The 16,637-nt window shown below is 63.3% G+C and carries 16 protein-coding genes; 13 read left to right on the forward strand and 3 right to left on the reverse strand.

Annotation, left to right across the window (positions count from 1 at the left end; genetic code table 11):
- The first annotated feature begins 5 nt into the window (after positions 1-5).
- The 7 genes from AB7951_RS20880 (at position 6) to AB7951_RS20910 (ending at position 5,784) form a co-directional block, all read left to right on the forward strand.
- A complete protein-coding gene (locus AB7951_RS20880) occupies positions 6-917 on the forward strand; it encodes an allantoinase PuuE (protein ID WP_439062521.1) in 912 nt (303 codons plus the stop codon).
- Between the two features lie 34 nt (positions 918-951).
- Positions 952-1,815 (forward strand): substrate-binding periplasmic protein, encoded by an 864-nt coding sequence (locus AB7951_RS20885; RefSeq protein ID WP_439062520.1) that lies wholly within the window; start codon positions 952-954, stop codon positions 1,813-1,815.
- Between the two features lie 76 nt (positions 1,816-1,891).
- Entirely contained in the window at positions 1,892-2,563 is a 672-nt protein-coding gene (locus AB7951_RS20890) for an amino acid ABC transporter permease (RefSeq protein ID WP_439062519.1), read from the forward strand.
- Positions 2,564-2,572: 9 nt separating this feature from the next.
- A complete protein-coding gene (locus AB7951_RS20895; RefSeq protein WP_175366944.1) occupies positions 2,573-3,244 on the forward strand; it encodes an amino acid ABC transporter permease in 672 nt (223 codons plus the stop codon).
- A gap of 1 nt (position 3,245) precedes the next feature.
- A complete protein-coding gene (locus tag AB7951_RS20900; protein ID WP_439062518.1) occupies positions 3,246-4,229 on the forward strand; it encodes an NAD-dependent epimerase/dehydratase family protein in 984 nt (327 codons plus the stop codon).
- Entirely contained in the window at positions 4,226-5,002 is a 777-nt protein-coding gene (locus AB7951_RS20905) for an SDR family NAD(P)-dependent oxidoreductase (protein WP_439062517.1), read from the forward strand. The genes AB7951_RS20900 and AB7951_RS20905 overlap by 4 nt, the downstream gene beginning before the upstream one ends.
- Entirely contained in the window at positions 4,999-5,784 is a 786-nt protein-coding gene (locus tag AB7951_RS20910) for an amino acid ABC transporter ATP-binding protein (RefSeq protein WP_439062516.1), read from the forward strand. Before AB7951_RS20905 ends, AB7951_RS20910 begins: the two co-directional genes overlap by 4 nt.
- A 100-nt stretch (positions 5,785-5,884) precedes the next feature.
- On the opposite strand, the gene AB7951_RS20915 is transcribed toward AB7951_RS20910, so the two are convergent.
- Together AB7951_RS20915 and AB7951_RS20920 are read right to left on the reverse strand one after the other, a co-directional pair.
- Positions 5,885-7,258 carry an NAD(P)/FAD-dependent oxidoreductase gene (locus AB7951_RS20915; RefSeq protein ID WP_439062515.1) on the reverse strand — a complete coding sequence of 458 codons (1,374 nt, stop codon included), beginning with the start codon at positions 7,256-7,258 and terminating at the stop codon, positions 5,885-5,887.
- A gap of 25 nt (positions 7,259-7,283) precedes the next feature.
- Positions 7,284-7,682 (reverse strand): nuclear transport factor 2 family protein, encoded by a 399-nt coding sequence (locus AB7951_RS20920; protein ID WP_439062514.1) that lies wholly within the window; start codon positions 7,680-7,682, stop codon positions 7,284-7,286.
- 229 nt (positions 7,683-7,911) lie between these two features.
- On the opposite strand from AB7951_RS20920, the gene AB7951_RS20925 reads away from it, so the two are divergent.
- Entirely contained in the window at positions 7,912-8,694 is a 783-nt protein-coding gene (locus AB7951_RS20925; RefSeq protein ID WP_439062513.1) for a sulfite exporter TauE/SafE family protein, read from the forward strand.
- Between the two features lie 6 nt (positions 8,695-8,700).
- On the opposite strand, the gene pdxR is transcribed toward AB7951_RS20925, so the two are convergent.
- The gene (gene pdxR, locus AB7951_RS20930) at positions 8,701-10,245 is read right to left on the reverse strand and encodes a MocR-like pyridoxine biosynthesis transcription factor PdxR (protein ID WP_439062512.1); all 1,545 of its coding nucleotides are present in this window, start codon (positions 10,243-10,245) and stop codon (positions 8,701-8,703) included.
- Between the two features lie 235 nt (positions 10,246-10,480).
- On the opposite strand from pdxR, the gene AB7951_RS20935 reads away from it, so the two are divergent.
- Genes AB7951_RS20935 through AB7951_RS20955 form a run of 5 tightly spaced genes read left to right on the forward strand, consistent with a single transcriptional unit; the run spans position 10,481 to position 16,637 of the window.
- Positions 10,481-12,082: an amidohydrolase gene (locus tag AB7951_RS20935; protein ID WP_439062511.1), complete on the forward strand. Its 1,602-nt coding sequence runs from the start codon at positions 10,481-10,483 to the stop codon at positions 12,080-12,082.
- Positions 12,079-13,080 (forward strand): CobW family GTP-binding protein, encoded by a 1,002-nt coding sequence (locus tag AB7951_RS20940; RefSeq protein WP_439062510.1) that lies wholly within the window; start codon positions 12,079-12,081, stop codon positions 13,078-13,080. Before AB7951_RS20935 ends, AB7951_RS20940 begins: the two co-directional genes overlap by 4 nt.
- Positions 13,081-13,096: 16 nt before the next feature.
- Positions 13,097-14,725 carry an ABC transporter substrate-binding protein gene (locus AB7951_RS20945; protein WP_439062509.1) on the forward strand — a complete coding sequence of 543 codons (1,629 nt, stop codon included), beginning with the start codon at positions 13,097-13,099 and terminating at the stop codon, positions 14,723-14,725.
- A gap of 32 nt (positions 14,726-14,757) precedes the next feature.
- Positions 14,758-15,738, forward strand: coding sequence for an ABC transporter permease (locus AB7951_RS20950; RefSeq protein WP_175366953.1), 981 nt, complete (start codon positions 14,758-14,760; stop codon positions 15,736-15,738).
- On the forward strand, positions 15,735-16,637 hold the full coding sequence (locus AB7951_RS20955) for an ABC transporter permease (RefSeq protein ID WP_439062508.1): 903 nt from the start codon (positions 15,735-15,737) through the stop codon (positions 16,635-16,637). Before AB7951_RS20950 ends, AB7951_RS20955 begins: the two co-directional genes overlap by 4 nt.

Consider the following 16,637-nt stretch of genomic DNA (forward strand, 5'->3'; position numbering starts at 1 on the left):
CAACGATGCCGCATGATGATCACCTCACCCGCGACTTCGTCGGCTACGGCCGCACCCCGCCGCATCCGCAATGGCCGGGCGCAGCGAGAATCGCACTCAACTTCTGCATCAACTACGAAGAAGGCTCCGAGCCGTCGTACGCCGATGGCGACGGCGTCACCGAAGCAGCCCTGACCGAAGGTGGCGGTGGCGGCTTCGAGGGCCGCGACCTCGCCGCCGAGTCGATGTTCGAATATGGCAGCCGCATAGGCTTCTGGCGCGTGCTGCGCCTTCTGTCCGAGCGCGGCATGATCGCCACGGTCATGGGCTGCGCGCTGGCGCTGGAACGCAACGACGAAGCCTGCGCCGCCATTAATGAATATGGCTACGACGTCTGCGCCCATGGCTGGCGCTGGGAGCGACATCCGTTGCTGTCTGAGGCCGACGAACGCGAGCGCATTCGCAAGACCGTCGAGAGCCTTAAGCGCACCACCGGCGAGCGTCCGCTCGGCTGGTATTGCCGCTATGGGCCGAGCGTGAACACGCGGCGCCTCGTGGTCGAGGAAGGCGGTTTCCTCTACGACTCCGACGCCTATAACGACGAATTGCCGTATTGGACACGTGTGCTCGGCAAGCCGCATCTCGTGGTGCCTTACGGTCTTGCCAACAACGACGCCAAGTTCAGTCGCGGCGCGATGGCAACGGCGGATGATTTCTTCGTCTATCTGCGCGACGCCTTCGACATGCTCTACGCGGAAGGCGCCACCGCGCCGAAGATGATGTCGGTCGGACTGCACACCCGCCTGATCGGCCATCCCGGCCGCGCCGCCGGCCTGCAGCGCTTCCTCGATCACGTCGCCAGACACAACAACACCTGGATCTGCCGGCGCGGCGACATCGCCCGTCACTGGCAGGCCACCCATCCCCCCACGCCCTGATCTCCACCACATCCGCACCCGAAAGGACGTCCCCATGAGACTGAAACCCACGGATTGGCTGTTCGCGCTGATGCTGTCGACTGCGGCATTCGCCGGCGGCGCCAGCGCGCAGGAAGCCGATCATCCCTCCGACAAGCCGATGGTGGTCGCGTCTGACTTCGGCGTCGCGCCGTGGATGGTGCGCGGCCCCAACGGCCCCGAGGGTTTCGGTGCGGATCTGATCAACGAGATCGGCAAAGATCTCGGCCGCCCGAAGGTCGAGATCGTCGACATCAATTTCTCCGGCCTATTTGCGGCGCTGTTCGCCAAGCGCGCCGAATTCCTCGTCAACCCGCTCAACCTCACTGCCGAACGCTCCGAGCGCATGCTCTATACCGAGCCGCTATTCTCCACCGGCAACGGCTTCATCGTCCGCGCCGCCGATGAGATGAAGGGCTTCGAGGATCTCAAGGGCAAGGCCGTCGCCGTCAACCGCGGCACCATCTCGGATACCTGGGCCACCGCCAATGCCGAGAAATATGGCTTCGAAGTGCAGCGCTACGATGTATTCCCCGACACGGTGCAGGCCGTACTGACTCGCCGCGCCTTCACAGCGCTAAATGAGATCCCGACAACAGTCTATGCTGCCAGCCAGAACAAGGCGATCAAGGTCGGTTTCAAGGACTTCAACGGGCGAAACTTCGCCTATGCATTCCGCCTGGAAGATACTGAGTATCGCAACAAGGTCGAGGCAGTCATCGAATGCATGAAGTTGGACGGCCGCCTGCGCAAGCTGCACGAGAAATGGTATGGCGCGACGCCCGATGCCGGCTCAGCCATCGACACCGTGTATTTCGGCTACGGCCCTCCCGGCTTCAAGGGTTTCGAGCCGACCTCGCACGTTCCGAAGTGCAAGTAAGGCACTTGCTCTGACAAGATAGCTGCCTGAACTGGATCGGCACCGCTCCGATCCAGTTGCTTGGAGCGGAGACCCGATGGATCGGATCGTCGAATACTACTTCAACGCCCAGGTCATCGCGACTGCCTTCCCGCAGGTGCTCGCGGGCTTCCGCACGACTGTCATCGTCTCGCTGCTCGTCATTGTCTGCGGCACGCTGTTCGGCCTGCTGCTCGCGCTGGTGCGATGTGCGAACCTGCGCCCGGTCAATTTTGCCATCACGGCCTATGTGGATGTGCTGCGCACGCTGCCGCAGCTCGTCGTAATCGTCTTCATCTATTTTGGCCTGCCTTATCTGGGCCCGACGCTGTCCCCCTTCGCAACCACTGTGCTGGCGCTCGGCATGGTGCTGTCGGCCTTTTCCACCGAGATCTTCTGGTCCGCGATCATGGCACTGCCGCGCGGACAATGGGACGCCGCCAGCGCACTCGGTTTCAGCCGGCTGCGGACACTGGTCACCATCATCCTGCCGCAGGCCATTCGCCTCGCGATCCCGCTTCTGACCAACCGCGCCATCTCCATCAGCAAGGGCACGGCGCTCGGCACCGCCGTGTCGCTCCCGGAAACGCTCGGACAGGCGCAAAGCGTGATGGCGCTGGTCGCCAATCCCTCGCCGCTGACGCTGGCCGCGGCGTTCTACCTCACCTTCTTCCTACCGCTGGTGATCGCCAGCCGGTGGATCGAATATCGCTACAGCACGGGGCGTTGAGCGGATCGCATGCAGGATTTCCTGGACAATTTCGCCAACTGGGAGTCGCTGTTGCGGGTCTATCCGCTGCTGCTGCAGGGGCTGATCTATACAGTCTGGCTCGCGGTGGTGGCGCTGCCGCTCGGCATTCTCGCCGGCCTCGCCATCGCCGTGCTGTACAGCTTCAAGAACCGCTGGGTGAATATCGCGCTGCTGATTTATATCGACCTGTTCAGATCGTTTCCCGTGGTGGTACTGCTGATCCTGATCTTCTACGGCATGCCGTTTCTCGGCCTGACGCTCGGCAGCTTCACCGCGGCGGTGCTGGCCATCGTTCTCAACAATTCCGGCTACTATGGCGAGATCTTCCGCGCCGGCATCCTGTCCGTGCCCCACGGCCAGACCGAGGCTGCCCGGGCGCTCGGTTTCAAGCCGCTGCATGTGGTGTTCTCCATCGTGCTGCCGCAGGCGATCCGCAACGTGCTGGCGCCGCTCGCCAGCAATTCGCTGGAACTCGTCAAGGCGACACCAATTGCCGCCTTGGTCGCGCTGCCTGAACTGCTGCGCTCAGCCCGCGTCGCCCAGGAGCAGACCTACAACCCGACGCCGCTGATGGCCGCCGCCGTGATCTTCTTCGTCATCCTGTATCCGTTCGCGCGCTGGGTGGCGCGGCTGGAGCGGCAAGCACTGAAAGCCCGCTGACATGGCCACACTGATCACCGGCGGCAGCGGTTTCATCGGGCTCGCGCTCGCCGAACGCCTGATCGCCGACGGCGAGACCGTTATCTTGTTCGACCTCTCAGCCCCCGGCCACGACATGCTGATGCGCGCCGAGCTTGCCGGCGCTACGCTGGTCACCGGCGATGTCACAAGCGCCGACGACGTCGACCGCGCGTTGAACACGGCCGGCATCGACCGCGTGATCCACACCGCCGCGATGACGCCGAATGCCCAGCGCGAGCATGACGCTGCGCGCCAGATCGTCGACGTCAATATCGGCGGCACCGTCAATCTGCTCGAACGCGTAACATTGCGGGCCGCCATCAAGCGCGTCACCGTGCTCAGTTCGGTCGCAGTGTACGGCTTCTCGCAACCGGCCGCGTCGGGCCTGTTCGAGGAGGATTTGTCGCCGCCGGCGCCAGCCGCGCTCTACGGCATCACAAAGCTTGCATCGGAACAGGCGGCGCTGCGGATCGCCGACCTCCACAAGCTCGATGTGCGCGTGATTCGGCTCGGGCCGGTCTTTGGCCCATGGGAGTTGCAGACCGGTGTCCGCGATGCGCTGAGCCCGCATTATCAGGTGCTCCGTATGGCCTTCGACGGCCGTGAAGCGATTCTCCCGCGCAGCATGGCCGGCGATTGGATCTATTCCCGTGACGCTGCCCTCGGCGTCGCGAGGGTGAGCGCCTCCGACGCGCTGAAGCACCACACCTATCACGTCAGCGGCGGCGTGCTGTCCGATCTGCCACAATGGTGCGAGATCATCGCGACGCACATGCCCGGATTCCGCTGGCGGATGGCGGAGATCGAGGCGGAGGGCAACGTGATCTACGGCCTGCCGAAGGACCGTGCGCCGCTGAACATTGCGCGACTGGCCGCGGATGCCGGCTTCAAGCCTCAATTTCATCTGGAAGATGCGGCGCGCGACTATCTCGGCTGGTTGCCGCAGGCAGGAGAACCCGCATGAGCAAACGTCTGGCTGGAAAGTCGGTTCTGATCACCGGCGCCTCCTCGGGCATCGGCCGCGCCATCGCCCGCCGATTTGCTGCCGAGGACGCGAGGCTCATGCTCGCGGATCTCACCATGGACGTGCGCGAGGGCGGCACTCCGACATTGGAGCTGCTGCGTGCAGACGGTTATGAGGTCGATTTCATCCGGATCGACGTCGCCTCGGAGGACGACACCGTCCGCGCCGTCCAACAGACCGTTGCGCGCTACGGCCGCCTCGACGTGCTCGTCAACGACGCCGCCATCGGCACCGGCAAGCGTCTGACCGACACCAGCCTCGCCGAATGGGACAGGACGCTGGCGGTCAATCTCACTGGCGTATTCCTGATGTCGCGCGCCGCCGTCAACCAGATGCTGACGCAGGATATTCGCAATGAGACCCGCGGCCGCCTCGTCAACATCTCCTCGCAACACGGCATGATCGCCTGCCCGGAAGACATCGCCTACGGCACCTCCAAATCCGGGGTCGTCTACATGACGCGGCAGATCGCGGCAGACTACGCGAAGGATCACATCATCTGCAACGCAGTCGCGCCCGGCAAGATCGTCACCGGCAAACCGGGCCGCGCTGCGGAGCCGCGCTGGATGGACTACTCCACCAGCCGCACGCCGATGCCGCGGCTGGGCCGGCCCGACGACGTCGCCAATGCAGCGCTGTTTCTGGCCTCAGACGAGGCAACTTTCATGACGGGCGAAAACATTCTCGTCGATGGCGGCTGGATGGCGTCATGAGCAACGTTTCGGAGAGCACCATGGAGCAAGCGCCTGCGGATACATCCGCGCCGATCATCCAGATGTCCGGCGTCACCAAATGGTATGGCGACATCCAAGTGCTCAAGGGCATCGACTTCACGGTGGCGCGCGGCGAGCGCGTCGTGATCTGCGGGCCTTCGGGGTCCGGCAAGTCGACCATGATCCGTTGCATTAACCGGCTGGAAGAACATCGCGACGGCCGCATCGTGGTGAATGGCGTCGAGCTCGATCACTCGACGCGCAATGTCGACGTGGTTCGCCGCGATGTCGGCATGGTGTTCCAGCAGTTCAACCTGTTTCCGCATCTGACCGTGCTGCAGAACCTCACCATCGCGCCACGCAAGATCCGCGGCGCAACGAAGCAGGAGGCCGACGAGATCGCGCGCTATTTTCTTGAGCGCGTACGGATCTCCGAACAGGCTGATAAATACCCGAGCCAGCTCTCCGGCGGCCAGCAGCAGCGCGTCGCCATCGCGCGTGCGCTGTGCATGAAGCCGCAGATCATGCTATTCGACGAGCCCACCTCGGCACTTGATCCGGAAATGATCCAGGAGGTGCTCGACGTCATGGTCGGGCTCGCCCGCGAAGGGATGACCATGGTCTGCGTTACCCACGAGATGGGATTCGCGCGCACGGTCGCCGACCGCGTGGTATTCATGGACGCTGGCCGGATCATCGAGGAAGGCGCGCCGGCCGATTTCTTCTCGGATCCGAAACAGGATCGAACCCGTGCATTCCTCAAGCAAATTATGCATCGATGACCGAAGCGCCCGCTTTGCGGCATAAGCGGACATCGATTGTTCCTGCGTGCTCCGTGACCTATGAGCTCACAATCAATGTCTGGGCGACCGCTAGAAAGACCTACGCGGCTTCGTCGCGCGATTGGTAGAGCTTGTAAAGCATGCGTTGCCCGATACGCCGGAACGGCGAGAATGGATGCGTCGGCAGCGGCGACGTGAAGATCGGTAGGTCCTGCCCCTTGAAGTTCTTGCCCGCGATCATCTCGGCCATGCGACGGCCGGCCTGCGCCGAATAAGACACGCCATTGCCACCGTAGCCCAGCGCATAGAACAGAGTTTGCGAAGGATCGGGCCGGAAGATACGCGGCATCATGTCGTGACTGACATCGACCCAGCCCCACCAGGAATAGTCGATCTGGATTCCCTTGAGCGCCGGGAACTTGCGGTGCAGCCCGTCGATCAGGAGCTGCAGATGCCGCGGATTTGCAGCGTCCGCGCCGGTGATGGCGCTGCGGCTACCGATTTGCACACGGTTGTCGGGCAGCCGGCGATAATAGAAGCGCAGCGTGCGGGTGTCGGTGATGACTTCGGTGGTCTTGAAGCCGGTCGCCTCCAGCTCTGCTTCGGTAAGCGGCCGCGTCACAATCGAGTTGGACATAATCGGCATGCAGCGGCCACGCAGCATCGACGTCAGGCCGAGCGACGTATAGGCGCCGGTGGCGATGCCAACCGCGCGGGCGCGCACGGTGCCGCTGGGCGTGCGCAGATGATGCACACCATTGCGCGTCGTGATCTCCAGCACCGGACTGCCGGGATGCACCTTGGCGCCGAGTTCGCGCGCCATGCGCAGATAGCCGAAAGCGAGTTTGGCAGGATGGACGCCAGTGCCCAGCGGCTCATGTACAGCGCCGACACATTCTGCCTCGTTCACATAGTCGCGGCGTACGTCCTCGGCGGACAGCACGCGTGTCTTGTAGCCGAACACCTCGTTCTGGACCTTCGACTCGGCTGCGATCTTCTCGAACATCCGCTGGCGATGCGCGAGATAGAGATGGCCACCGCGCTGCGGTTCACAATCGATATTTCCGATCTTGATCAGATCCTCGAAGGTCTCGAAGCCGTCCTGGATTTCCGCGTGCAGCCGCAGCGCCACATCGCGGCCCCAGCGCGCGATCCACTGCGAACGCGACAGCCGGCCCGACGCGTTCTGGCCCTGCCCGCCATTGCGTGTGCTGCAGCCCCAGGCGACGCGATTGGCTTCCAGCACCACGGCCTTGATGCCGAATTCGCGCGCCAGAAAAATCGCACTAGCGAGCCCGGTATAGCCCGAGCCGACGATCGCGACGTCGGCATCGATGTCGCCCGAGATCGGGCCATCATCGTCCGGCGGTGTTCCTGCCGTGGCGGCCCAATAAGTCGGGGCGTAGTCGCGGTGGGTGCCGGGACCGGGGGACACCAGGGGATCGTAGTGCTGATCGTAGGGCGCAATCGACATCGGCGCGGCCTCCATCACGGTGCGATCAAGACTGAGCCGGTAGCGGCGGTCGGTCCTTGCGGAATGCGCTCTTGCGCGAGAGCTTGTCGCCCTTGAACGTGAAGAGATCGCACCCCTCGGCCTCGATCCGCGTACCGTTGGCTGCTGTTCCGCGGAAAATCCATTCAGATAGGCCGCGGTCGCCGAACACGCTGTGCGATGTACAGGTCCAGCTCACATCCGGCATACTGCCCCAGACCTTCTCGAACGCCGCCTTCACGTCGGAGGTGCCGATAATGCGGTTGCCATACAGTTCCGAACCGACGGCAGTATCGAACACCACGTCATCGGTCATGCAGGCCATGACGCCGTCGGCGTCGTGACGGTTGAACGCCTCGAATAGCGTGACGAGAAGCTGGTGGCGCTGGGTCTGCTGCTCGGACATTGCAAAGCTCTTTCGATCATTTCAGCAATGGTGGCACCGCGTGCCAGCCATGGTGGTGAAACTGCCAGTGGCCAGGCCACGCGATTAGGGCCAGTTGCGGCGAAGCACCTGTCCAGAGCGGAACGGTTCGCACCGGCGATCTGGCCCAAAGATTGAGACATGCTGGCCCTCCCCGGGCTGGCGGATGTTGCCATGGTGGCGGCATGACGGAGCGACGGACCCACGTGACATGCATGACCTGACGATCGCGATCGGCGATCTCGGTGCGGCGCTGACGCCAAAACTGGTTTTGCTGTCGATTGCCTCGATTTTCGTCGCCGCGGTGCTGCGCGGCTTTACCGGCTTTGGTTTTGCCCTTGCCGCTGTGCCGCTGCTCGGCCTGTTCATGGCGCCGACCGAGGCCGTTCCGGTGGCGATCGGATTGCAGCTTGCCGGCAGCCTGCTCGATTTCCGCAAGGCATCGCAGAGCTGCGACTGGCCCTCGCTGCGCTGGCTGATGATCGGCGCGCTGATCGGATCGCCGCTGGGAACCCTGATCCTGACCGAAATCCCGGCGCCAATCTCGCGGCTGGTGATCAGTTCGATCACTCTCCTGGCGGTGTTCGCGCTGGGCCGCGGCTTCGCGTTGCCCGCCATCCCGCCACGCCCGGTGACGTCGATCACCGGTTTCTTCTCCGGTCTGTTCAACGGGCTAGCCGCGATGCCCGGACCGCCGGTGGTCGCTTACTATATGTCGGTTCCGCTGCCACGCTTGGCAACGCGTGCGTCGCTGATGGTGTTCTTCCTGATGACCTCGATCACGGCAACGATCACTTTCGTCAGCGTGGGCCTGCTGAACGTCCACACCATCGGCCTGTCGTTGCTCGGCCTGCCGGTGATGTGGCTCGGCACCATATTCGGCGAAATCGCATTCCAGCGCGGCAACGACGCAATGCATCGCCAGGTCTCGATCATCAGCCTCGGCGCGATTGCCCTCGTCAGCGCCGTCAAGGGCGTGAGCGAGCTGACCTGAGCCGCGTCAGCTCATGCGTGCGATGATGCGACCGAGACGTTCAATGCCCGGTTCGATCCGGTCATTGCGGATCGACGAGAAGCCAAGCCGGAAGCAATTGGCATGGGTACCTTTCGTCATCGAGAATACGTCGCCCGGCTCGATCACCACGCCTTCTGCCAACGCGGCCGTGGCAAGTTCGGTGGCATCGCAGCCGGCCGGACATGTCACCCAATAGCTGGTGCTGCCGATGCCGCGCACGAAATCGCAACCGGCGAGATGCTTGGGCAGCAACTGATCGAGAATGCGTGCGCGCTCCAGTAGCACGCGTGAGACGCGCTGCAGATGCGAGCGGTAATGGCCAAGGCCGATGAACAGCGCCGCAACGCGCTGGTTGTTGAGCGGTGGATGCCGCAGCATTAGGCGCCGCAGCGCGCGCAATTCACGGATCACCGGCGCTGGTGCGGCGACATAGCCGAGCCGTAGGCCGGGCGCGAGCGCCTTCGACAGGCTGCCGACATAAAGCACGCGGTCGTTGCGATCGAGGCTCATTAGCGGCGGCAGTGCCGGCCCCTCCGAGATCAGCTCGCTCTCATAATCGTCCTCGATCAGGATGATGTCGCTCTCCTCTGCCTTGCGCAGCACGTCGAGACGGCGCTGCTCGGGCATCGCCACCGTGGTCGGGCATTGATGACCTGCGGTGACGTAAGCGAGATCGCAGCTCTCGAAGTTCGCATCGGGCACCATGCCCTCGCCGTCGACTGCGAGCGGCACGATATTGTCGGTCTGCATACCGAAAATGTTGCGGGCGTCGGGATAGCCGGGATCTTCCATGCCGACCCGGGTGCCCTGCTTCACGAACAATCGGGCGATCAGATACAGCGCATGCTGGGCGCCGATGGTCATCATGATCTCGTCCGGCCGCGCGCGAACGCCGCGGCGCGGCAACACCTGCAGCCGGAGCTGCTCGATCAGCGCCGGATCGTCCTCGTCGATCAGATCGCGGGCCCAGTTGTTGATCTCGGGCACGCTAAGTGCGGCGCGCGCACTTTCGCGCCAGTCATTGGTCGGAAACAGGCTTGGATCGAACTGCCCGAAGATGAAGGGATACGGATAGTCCTGCCAGTTGAGCGGCTTGACGATGTTCCGGTTGGCCGACGGCCGCACTGCGAAGCGCCCGGCCCAGCGCGCGGCGCCGGCCTCGTCGGGCGCCGCGCGGTCGTCGCGCTGGGTGCCGAGATGCTTGGGGAGGCCGGCCACGAAGAAGCCGCTGCGTTCGCGCGAAATGAGGAAATTCTGGTCGACCAGCTGCTCATAGGCGATCACGACGGTATTACGCGACACTTCGAGCAGTGTGGCCAGTTCGCGGCTCGACGGCATGCGCACACCAAGCGCCAGACGGCCTTCTTCGATGGCGGTACAGATCAACTGGCGGATCTGGAGCTGCAGGAAGGGACCGCGCCGGTCCAGCCCCTGGAACAGCGATCCCCAGAACAGCGCATCCCCAATGCCAGACGCTGCAGGACGCCCGTCTGCACGGGCGGCTTTCACTGAACCTCCGGGATTACCCATCGCGCCCTCCACACTCATCCCGAAACCAAAGCCGCACCCGTCTTCGGGCCTAACAGGATACTAAGCAAAAGCCGCGCCAAGGTGGACCGTCGGCACCGCGGGACTGGCCCCATTCGTGCATCCGATCTGGCGCTGGCTCGGAGCGATGCGAGGCCTCACGCTTCGATGACGGAATTTTGAGGGTGGTCCATTGAGCCAGGATACGATTGTTTTTTCGGCCCGCAAGATCGTGACCATGAACCCGTCACGCCCATCCGCCACGCATGTTGCGGTGCGCGAAGGTCGGATCGTCGCCGTCGGCAGTTTCGACGAGATCGTCGGCACCAGCGGCGCCAAGGTCGACGACCGTTTCAAGGACAAGGTGCTGCTGCCCGGCTTCGTCGAAGGCCACAGCCACATCATGGAAGGCATGATGTGGTCGCTGCCTTATGTCGGTGCCTTCGACCGCCGCTCGCCCGAAGGCAAACTCGTCCAGGGCCTGCCGGATATCGACGCCATCGTCGCACGGTTGCAGGAAGCCGAGGCAGCGATGACCGATCCCGAGGCACCGCTCTTCGCCTGGGGCTTCGATCCCCTGCATATCGGCAGCGTGTCCCTGATGCGGCAGAATCTCGACCGCGTATCGACCACGCGACCGATCATGGTCGTGCATGCATCGTTCCACATCAGCAACGTCAACACTATCGTGCTGCAGCGCGCCGAGCTCGATCGCACCACCAACATTTCCGGCGTCGTGATGGGCAAGGACGGCGAGCCATCCGGCGAAGTCCAGGGCATTGCCGCTCGGTTTCGCGTGTTCCGCGTGCTCGGCACTAATCCCCTGTCTGGCAATCTCACAGCCGATGACGTCAACCGCTACGCGGCATCGTCGTGCATTCAGGGCGTGACTACCATCACCGACCTGCACAACGATCTTGCTGACCTGACAATCGAGGTCTATCGCGCCGCAAGTCGGCGCGATGATTTCTCGGTGCGCCTGGTCCCGGCCATGGCCTCGGTGTCGCACAGCCCGGAACAGGGCGTCGAGAAGATCAAGACACTGAAGGCGTCGAACAACGACAAGCTTCACTATGGCATCGTCAAGCTGGTGGTCGACGGCTCGATTCAGGGCTTTACCGCGCGGCTGCGCTGGCCGGGTTATCACAACGGCGCACCCAACGGGTTGTGGTACATCGCGCCGGAAGAACTGCCGTCCATCGTCGCAGCTTACCACAATGCGGGCATCCAGCTGCACATCCACACCAATGGCGACGAAGCCACCGAAGTGGCGCTTGATGCCGTCGAGGCCGCGCAGATCGCAAAGCCGCGGCCCGATCACCGCCATACGCTGCAGCATTGCCAGATGGCGGATGCTGCGCAGTTCAAGCGCATGAAATCGCTCGGAATGTGTGTCAACTTGTTTTCCAATCACGTCTATTACTGGGGTGACTCGCATTACGAGCTGACCATGGGTCCGGAACGCGCCAACAGACTCGACGCCACCGGTACCGCGCTGCGCGTCGGCGTTCCCTTCGCAATCCATTCCGACGCCCCGGTGACGCCGCTGAGCCCGCTGTTCACCGCCTGGTGTGCCGTCAACCGCGTGTCGTCGAGCGGACGTGTGCTCGGCAAGGAGACCGAAGCGCTGACCGTCGAACAGGCGCTGGCCGCGATCACGATCAACGCCGCCTATACGCTGAAGCTCGATCACATCGTCGGCAGCATCGAGGCCGGCAAATATGCGGACTTCGCGGTACTTGATGAAGATCCGTTTGAAGTCGCGCCGGAGAAGCTCAAGGATATTGCCATCTGGGGCACCGTGGTCGGCGGCCACGTGCGGGAGGCGCCACGGGCATGACGGCAGCGTCATCAGCGAAAATTCCCGTGACGGTGGTCGGCGGCTTTCTCGGCGCCGGCAAGACGACCTATCTCAATCACCTCCTTCGCACCGGCTCCGCCCGCTATGCCGTTCTGGTCAACGACTTCGGTGCCGTGAATATCGATGCCGGCCTGATCGCGCAGCACGACGGCACCACCATGACGCTGACCAATGGCTGCGTCTGCTGCAGCATCGGCGGCGGCTTTCTGGATACGCTGGGCCGGATCCTCGACGACGCCATCCCGTTCGATCACATCATCATCGAAGCGTCGGGCGTCGGTGATCCCTGGCGCATCGCCGAGATCGCACTGGTGGAGCCGAGCCTGCGCCTGAATGCTGTGATCGTGGTCGCGGATGCATCCCGCATTTCAAAACTGCTGATCGACAGTCACGTCGGCGACACCGTGCGCGGCCAGTTCGATCGCTGCAGTCTCGTGCTGCTCAACAAGGTAGACCTGCTAAACCGCACCGCCGCCGATGCGGCCCGCACCACGGTCGCGGCGCTGCGTCCCGACATCCACATCATCGAGACGACGGAAGATACGCTGCCGGTCCTGCCGGACGGCGAGGTCAAAGCGACATCGCGCTTTGCCGCGACCGCCGTGAACGACAGTGTCGATCATGAAAGCGCGTTCCACCGCTGGTCGTATCGGCGCAGCGGCACGTTCGATCGTGGCCAGCTTACAGCAGCACTAGCCGCATTGCCGCCGCAGCTTTTGCGCCTCAAAGGACAATGCCGGATCGCCGGTGATGCGTCGCCAGCGCTGCTGCAGATGGTCGGGCAAGACTGGGCGCTGACACCCGCTCCCGCCGATATGACGGCTCAAAACGACATCATGCTGGTCGGCGTCGGCACCGACGCTCTGCCCGATGCCGCCGCGCTTGATGCCATTCTCGATGGCGCGCTGATCCAGGTTTCACAAACACACCCGACAACGGCGGACCTCAACCGTCGGCACGCTGCATTCACCCTCTGAGAGAAGGACCGACAAGATGTCTTCGATCTGGTCACGACGACCCCGTTCGCTGAAAGCGTCTCTTCTGGCCTGCGCTCTGGGCCTTGCCCTCGTCGCAACCGCCATCGCGCCAAGCGTCAAGCCGGCACTTGCCGCCGACGGCGGCACGCTGGTGATCGCCTCGACGCAGGTGCCACGCCACTTCAACGGCGCCGTGCAGTCCGGCCTCGCCACCGCGATGCCGTCCACGCAAATCTTCGCCAGTCCGCTGCGCTATGACGACAACTGGAATCCGCAGCCTTATCTCGCAAAGTCGTGGGCGGTCGCGCCGGACGGCCTCTCGGTGACGCTGAAGCTGGTCGACAATGCCCTGTTCCACGACGGCAAGCCGGTCACGTCTGAAGACGTCGCCTTTTCAATCATGACCATCAAGGCGAACCATCCCTTTCAGAGCATGCTGGCCGCTGTCGATAAGGTCGATACGCCCGACCCGCTCACCGCTATCATCCGCCTGAAGCATCCGCACCCGGCGCTGCTTTTGGCGATGTCGCCTGCACTGATGCCGATCCTGCCGAAACACGTCTATGGCGACGGCCAGGATATCAAGGCGCATCCCGCCAATCTGAAGCCGGTCGGCTCAGGCCCCTATCGCCTCACCGAATACAAGCAGGGCGAATATTACACGCTGGAGAAGTTCGACAAGTTCTTCATCACCGGCAAGCCCAAGCTCGACAAGATCGTCGTCAAGCTGGTATCGGATTCCAATGCCGCTGTGGTCTCGCTTGAGCGCGGCGACGTCAACGTGCTGCCGTTCGTCTCAAACACCCGCGACATCGAGCGCATCGAGAAGATGCCGAACGTGATGGTCATCGACAAGGGCTTTGCCGGCGTCGGTCCGATCAACTGGCTCGCCTTCAACACCAAGAAGAAGCCGCTCGATGACGTGCGCGTGCGTCAGGCGATAGCATACGCAGCCAATCGCGAGTTCATCACCAGCAAACTGATGGGCGGCAAGGCAAAGACCGCCACCAGCCCGATCGCCCCGGGATCGCTGCTGCTCGAGCCCGGCGTCGAGATGTACAAGCTCGATCTCGCGAAGTCGGCGAAGCTACTCGACGACGCCGGCTATCCGAAGGCTGCCGACGGCACGCGCATGAGCCTCACCATCGACTATATCCCCGGTGACGAGGAACAGCAGCGCAATGTCGCCGAATATCTGCGCTCGCAGCTCAAGCGCGTCGGCATCAATCTGGAAGTCCGTGCCGCGCCGGACTTCCCGACCTGGGCGCAGCGTATTTCGAATTTCGACTACGACTTGACGATGGACAACGTGTTCAACTGGGGTGATCCGGTGATCGGCGTCAACCGCACGTACCTTTCGAGCAACATCCGCAAGGGCATCATCTGGTCGAACACCCAGCAATACAGCAACCCGAAGGTGGACGAACTGCTCGCCGCAGGCGCGCAGGAGACGTCGCCCGAGAAGCGTAAGGCATTGTATTCGGAATTCCAGAAGATCGTCGTTAACGACGTGCCGATCTATTTCATTAACGGAGCGCCCTATCGCAACGCCTTCAGCAAGGGCCTCGGCGGTCTGCCGACGTCGATCTGGGGCATGATGTCGCCGCTCGACGAGCTTTATTGGGAAGTGCCGCCGAAGACCTGATGGTCTTCGGCTCACTCTGACGGTCCAGCACCATGAACCTCGCTCTTCACATTCTGCGTCAGGTGGCCAATGCAGTTGGCCTCCTTATCGCCGTGCTGGTCCTCAATTTCTGCCTGATCCATGCTGCGCCCGGCGATCCCGCTCTAGTGATCGCGGGCGAGATGGGCGGTGCGTCGGCCGACGTCATCGCTGCACTGCGGGTCAAATACGGCCTCGACAAGAGCCTGCTCGAACAGCTCTTCACCTATCTCGGCAGCGTCGCCACCGGCGACTTCGGCTATTCCTATTATTTCAATGCCCCCGTGACCGGCCTGATCGCCCAGCGCATTCCGGCGACGCTGTATCTGGTGCTGTCGGCGCTGGCGATCTCGGTGGTGATCGGCACGCTGCTCGGCGTCGTCAGCGCCCGCAAGCCGAACGGGCTGTTCAGCCAGGGCGTCACCATCATCTCGCTTGCGGGCTATGCCGCGCCGGTGTTCTGGACCGGGCTGATGTTGCTGCTGCTGTTCGGATCGGTGTGGCCGATCCTGCCGGTGACGGGCATGACCGACGTCGCGCGGCCCAAGGTCGGCTTCGCGCATGTCGTGGATATATTGCAGCATCTCGTGCTGCCCGCGACCACGCTCGCACTCGTCTTCATCGCGCAATATAGCCGGCTCGCCCGTGTCAACATGATCGATGCGCTGACGGCTGACTACGTGCGCACCGCCCGCGCCAAGGGCCTGCCAGAATTTATCGTGATCGGCAAACATGCGCTTCGCAACACGCTGATCCCGATCGTCACTGTCGCCGGGCTGCAATTCGGCCATCTGTTCGCGGGCGCCGTGCTGGTCGAGACGGTGTTCAGCTGGCCCGGCATGGGACGGCTGGTGTTCGAATCCATTCTGCGCCGAGATTATCCGACCCTGCTCGCCGTGCTGTTCTTCTCGGCAGTCTTGGTCATGGCCGCCAATATCATCACCGATCTGGTCTATCGCCTGGTCGATCCGCGCATCCGTTCGGGGGCCCGATGACCACGATCGAATCCACTGCCATCAAGCCCGACAAGACTGCGCTGCCCGTGAGCGCCGCAGCATCGCCCATGATGGCCGCGCTGCGCCAGTTTGCCCGCGGCCCGGCGGGCGTCGTCGGCGCGGTTGTGCTGCTGTTTCTGATGCTCGCCACCCTGTTCGGGCCGTCGATCTACGGCGTCGATCCGCTCGACATTGCCGGCGCGCCCTTCACGCCGCCGGATGCGGACACCTGGCTCGGCACCGACTATCTCGGCCGCGATATCCTGGCAGGGCTGCTGCAAGGCGGCCGTGCCACTCTGACTGTCGGAGGCGTGGCCGCGATCATCACCATCGTGATCGGCGTCACCATCGGTTCGCTGGCCGGCTTCTTCGGCGGCCCCATCGACACGGCACTGACCAAGATCACCGAGTTCTTCCAGATCCTGCCACCGCTGCTGTTTGCCATGGTACTGGTCACTCTGTTCGGGCAGACGCTGACCACCGTGACCATCGCGATTGGCGTGGTGAGCTGGCCGTCTGCCGCGCGCCTGACCCGCGCGGAGTTCCTGCGCTTGCGCAATCTCGATTTCGTCAAGGCATCGCGCGCCGCCGGCGCTGGCAATGGTCACCTCATCCTGCGCGTCGTGCTGCCGAATGCACTGCCGCCGATCATCGTCTCGGCGACGCTCGCGATCGGCGTGGCCATCTTGTTCGAGGGCGGATTGAGCTTCCTCGGCCTCGGCGATCCCAACACCATGAGCTGGGGCCTTATGCTTGGGCAGAACCGCAATTATGTGCTCAATGCCTGGTGGACCGTGGCGTTTCCCGGTGCTGCAATCTTCATCGCGGTGCTCGCCATCAGCCTGATCGGCGACGGCGTCAATGACGCCATCAATCCGCGCCTGCGGAAGCGAGGCTGA

Origin of the sequence: Tardiphaga sp. 285_C5_N1_2, from assembly GCF_052076065.1 — a bacterium.
Lineage (GTDB): Bacteria > Pseudomonadota > Alphaproteobacteria > Rhizobiales > Xanthobacteraceae > Tardiphaga > Tardiphaga robiniae.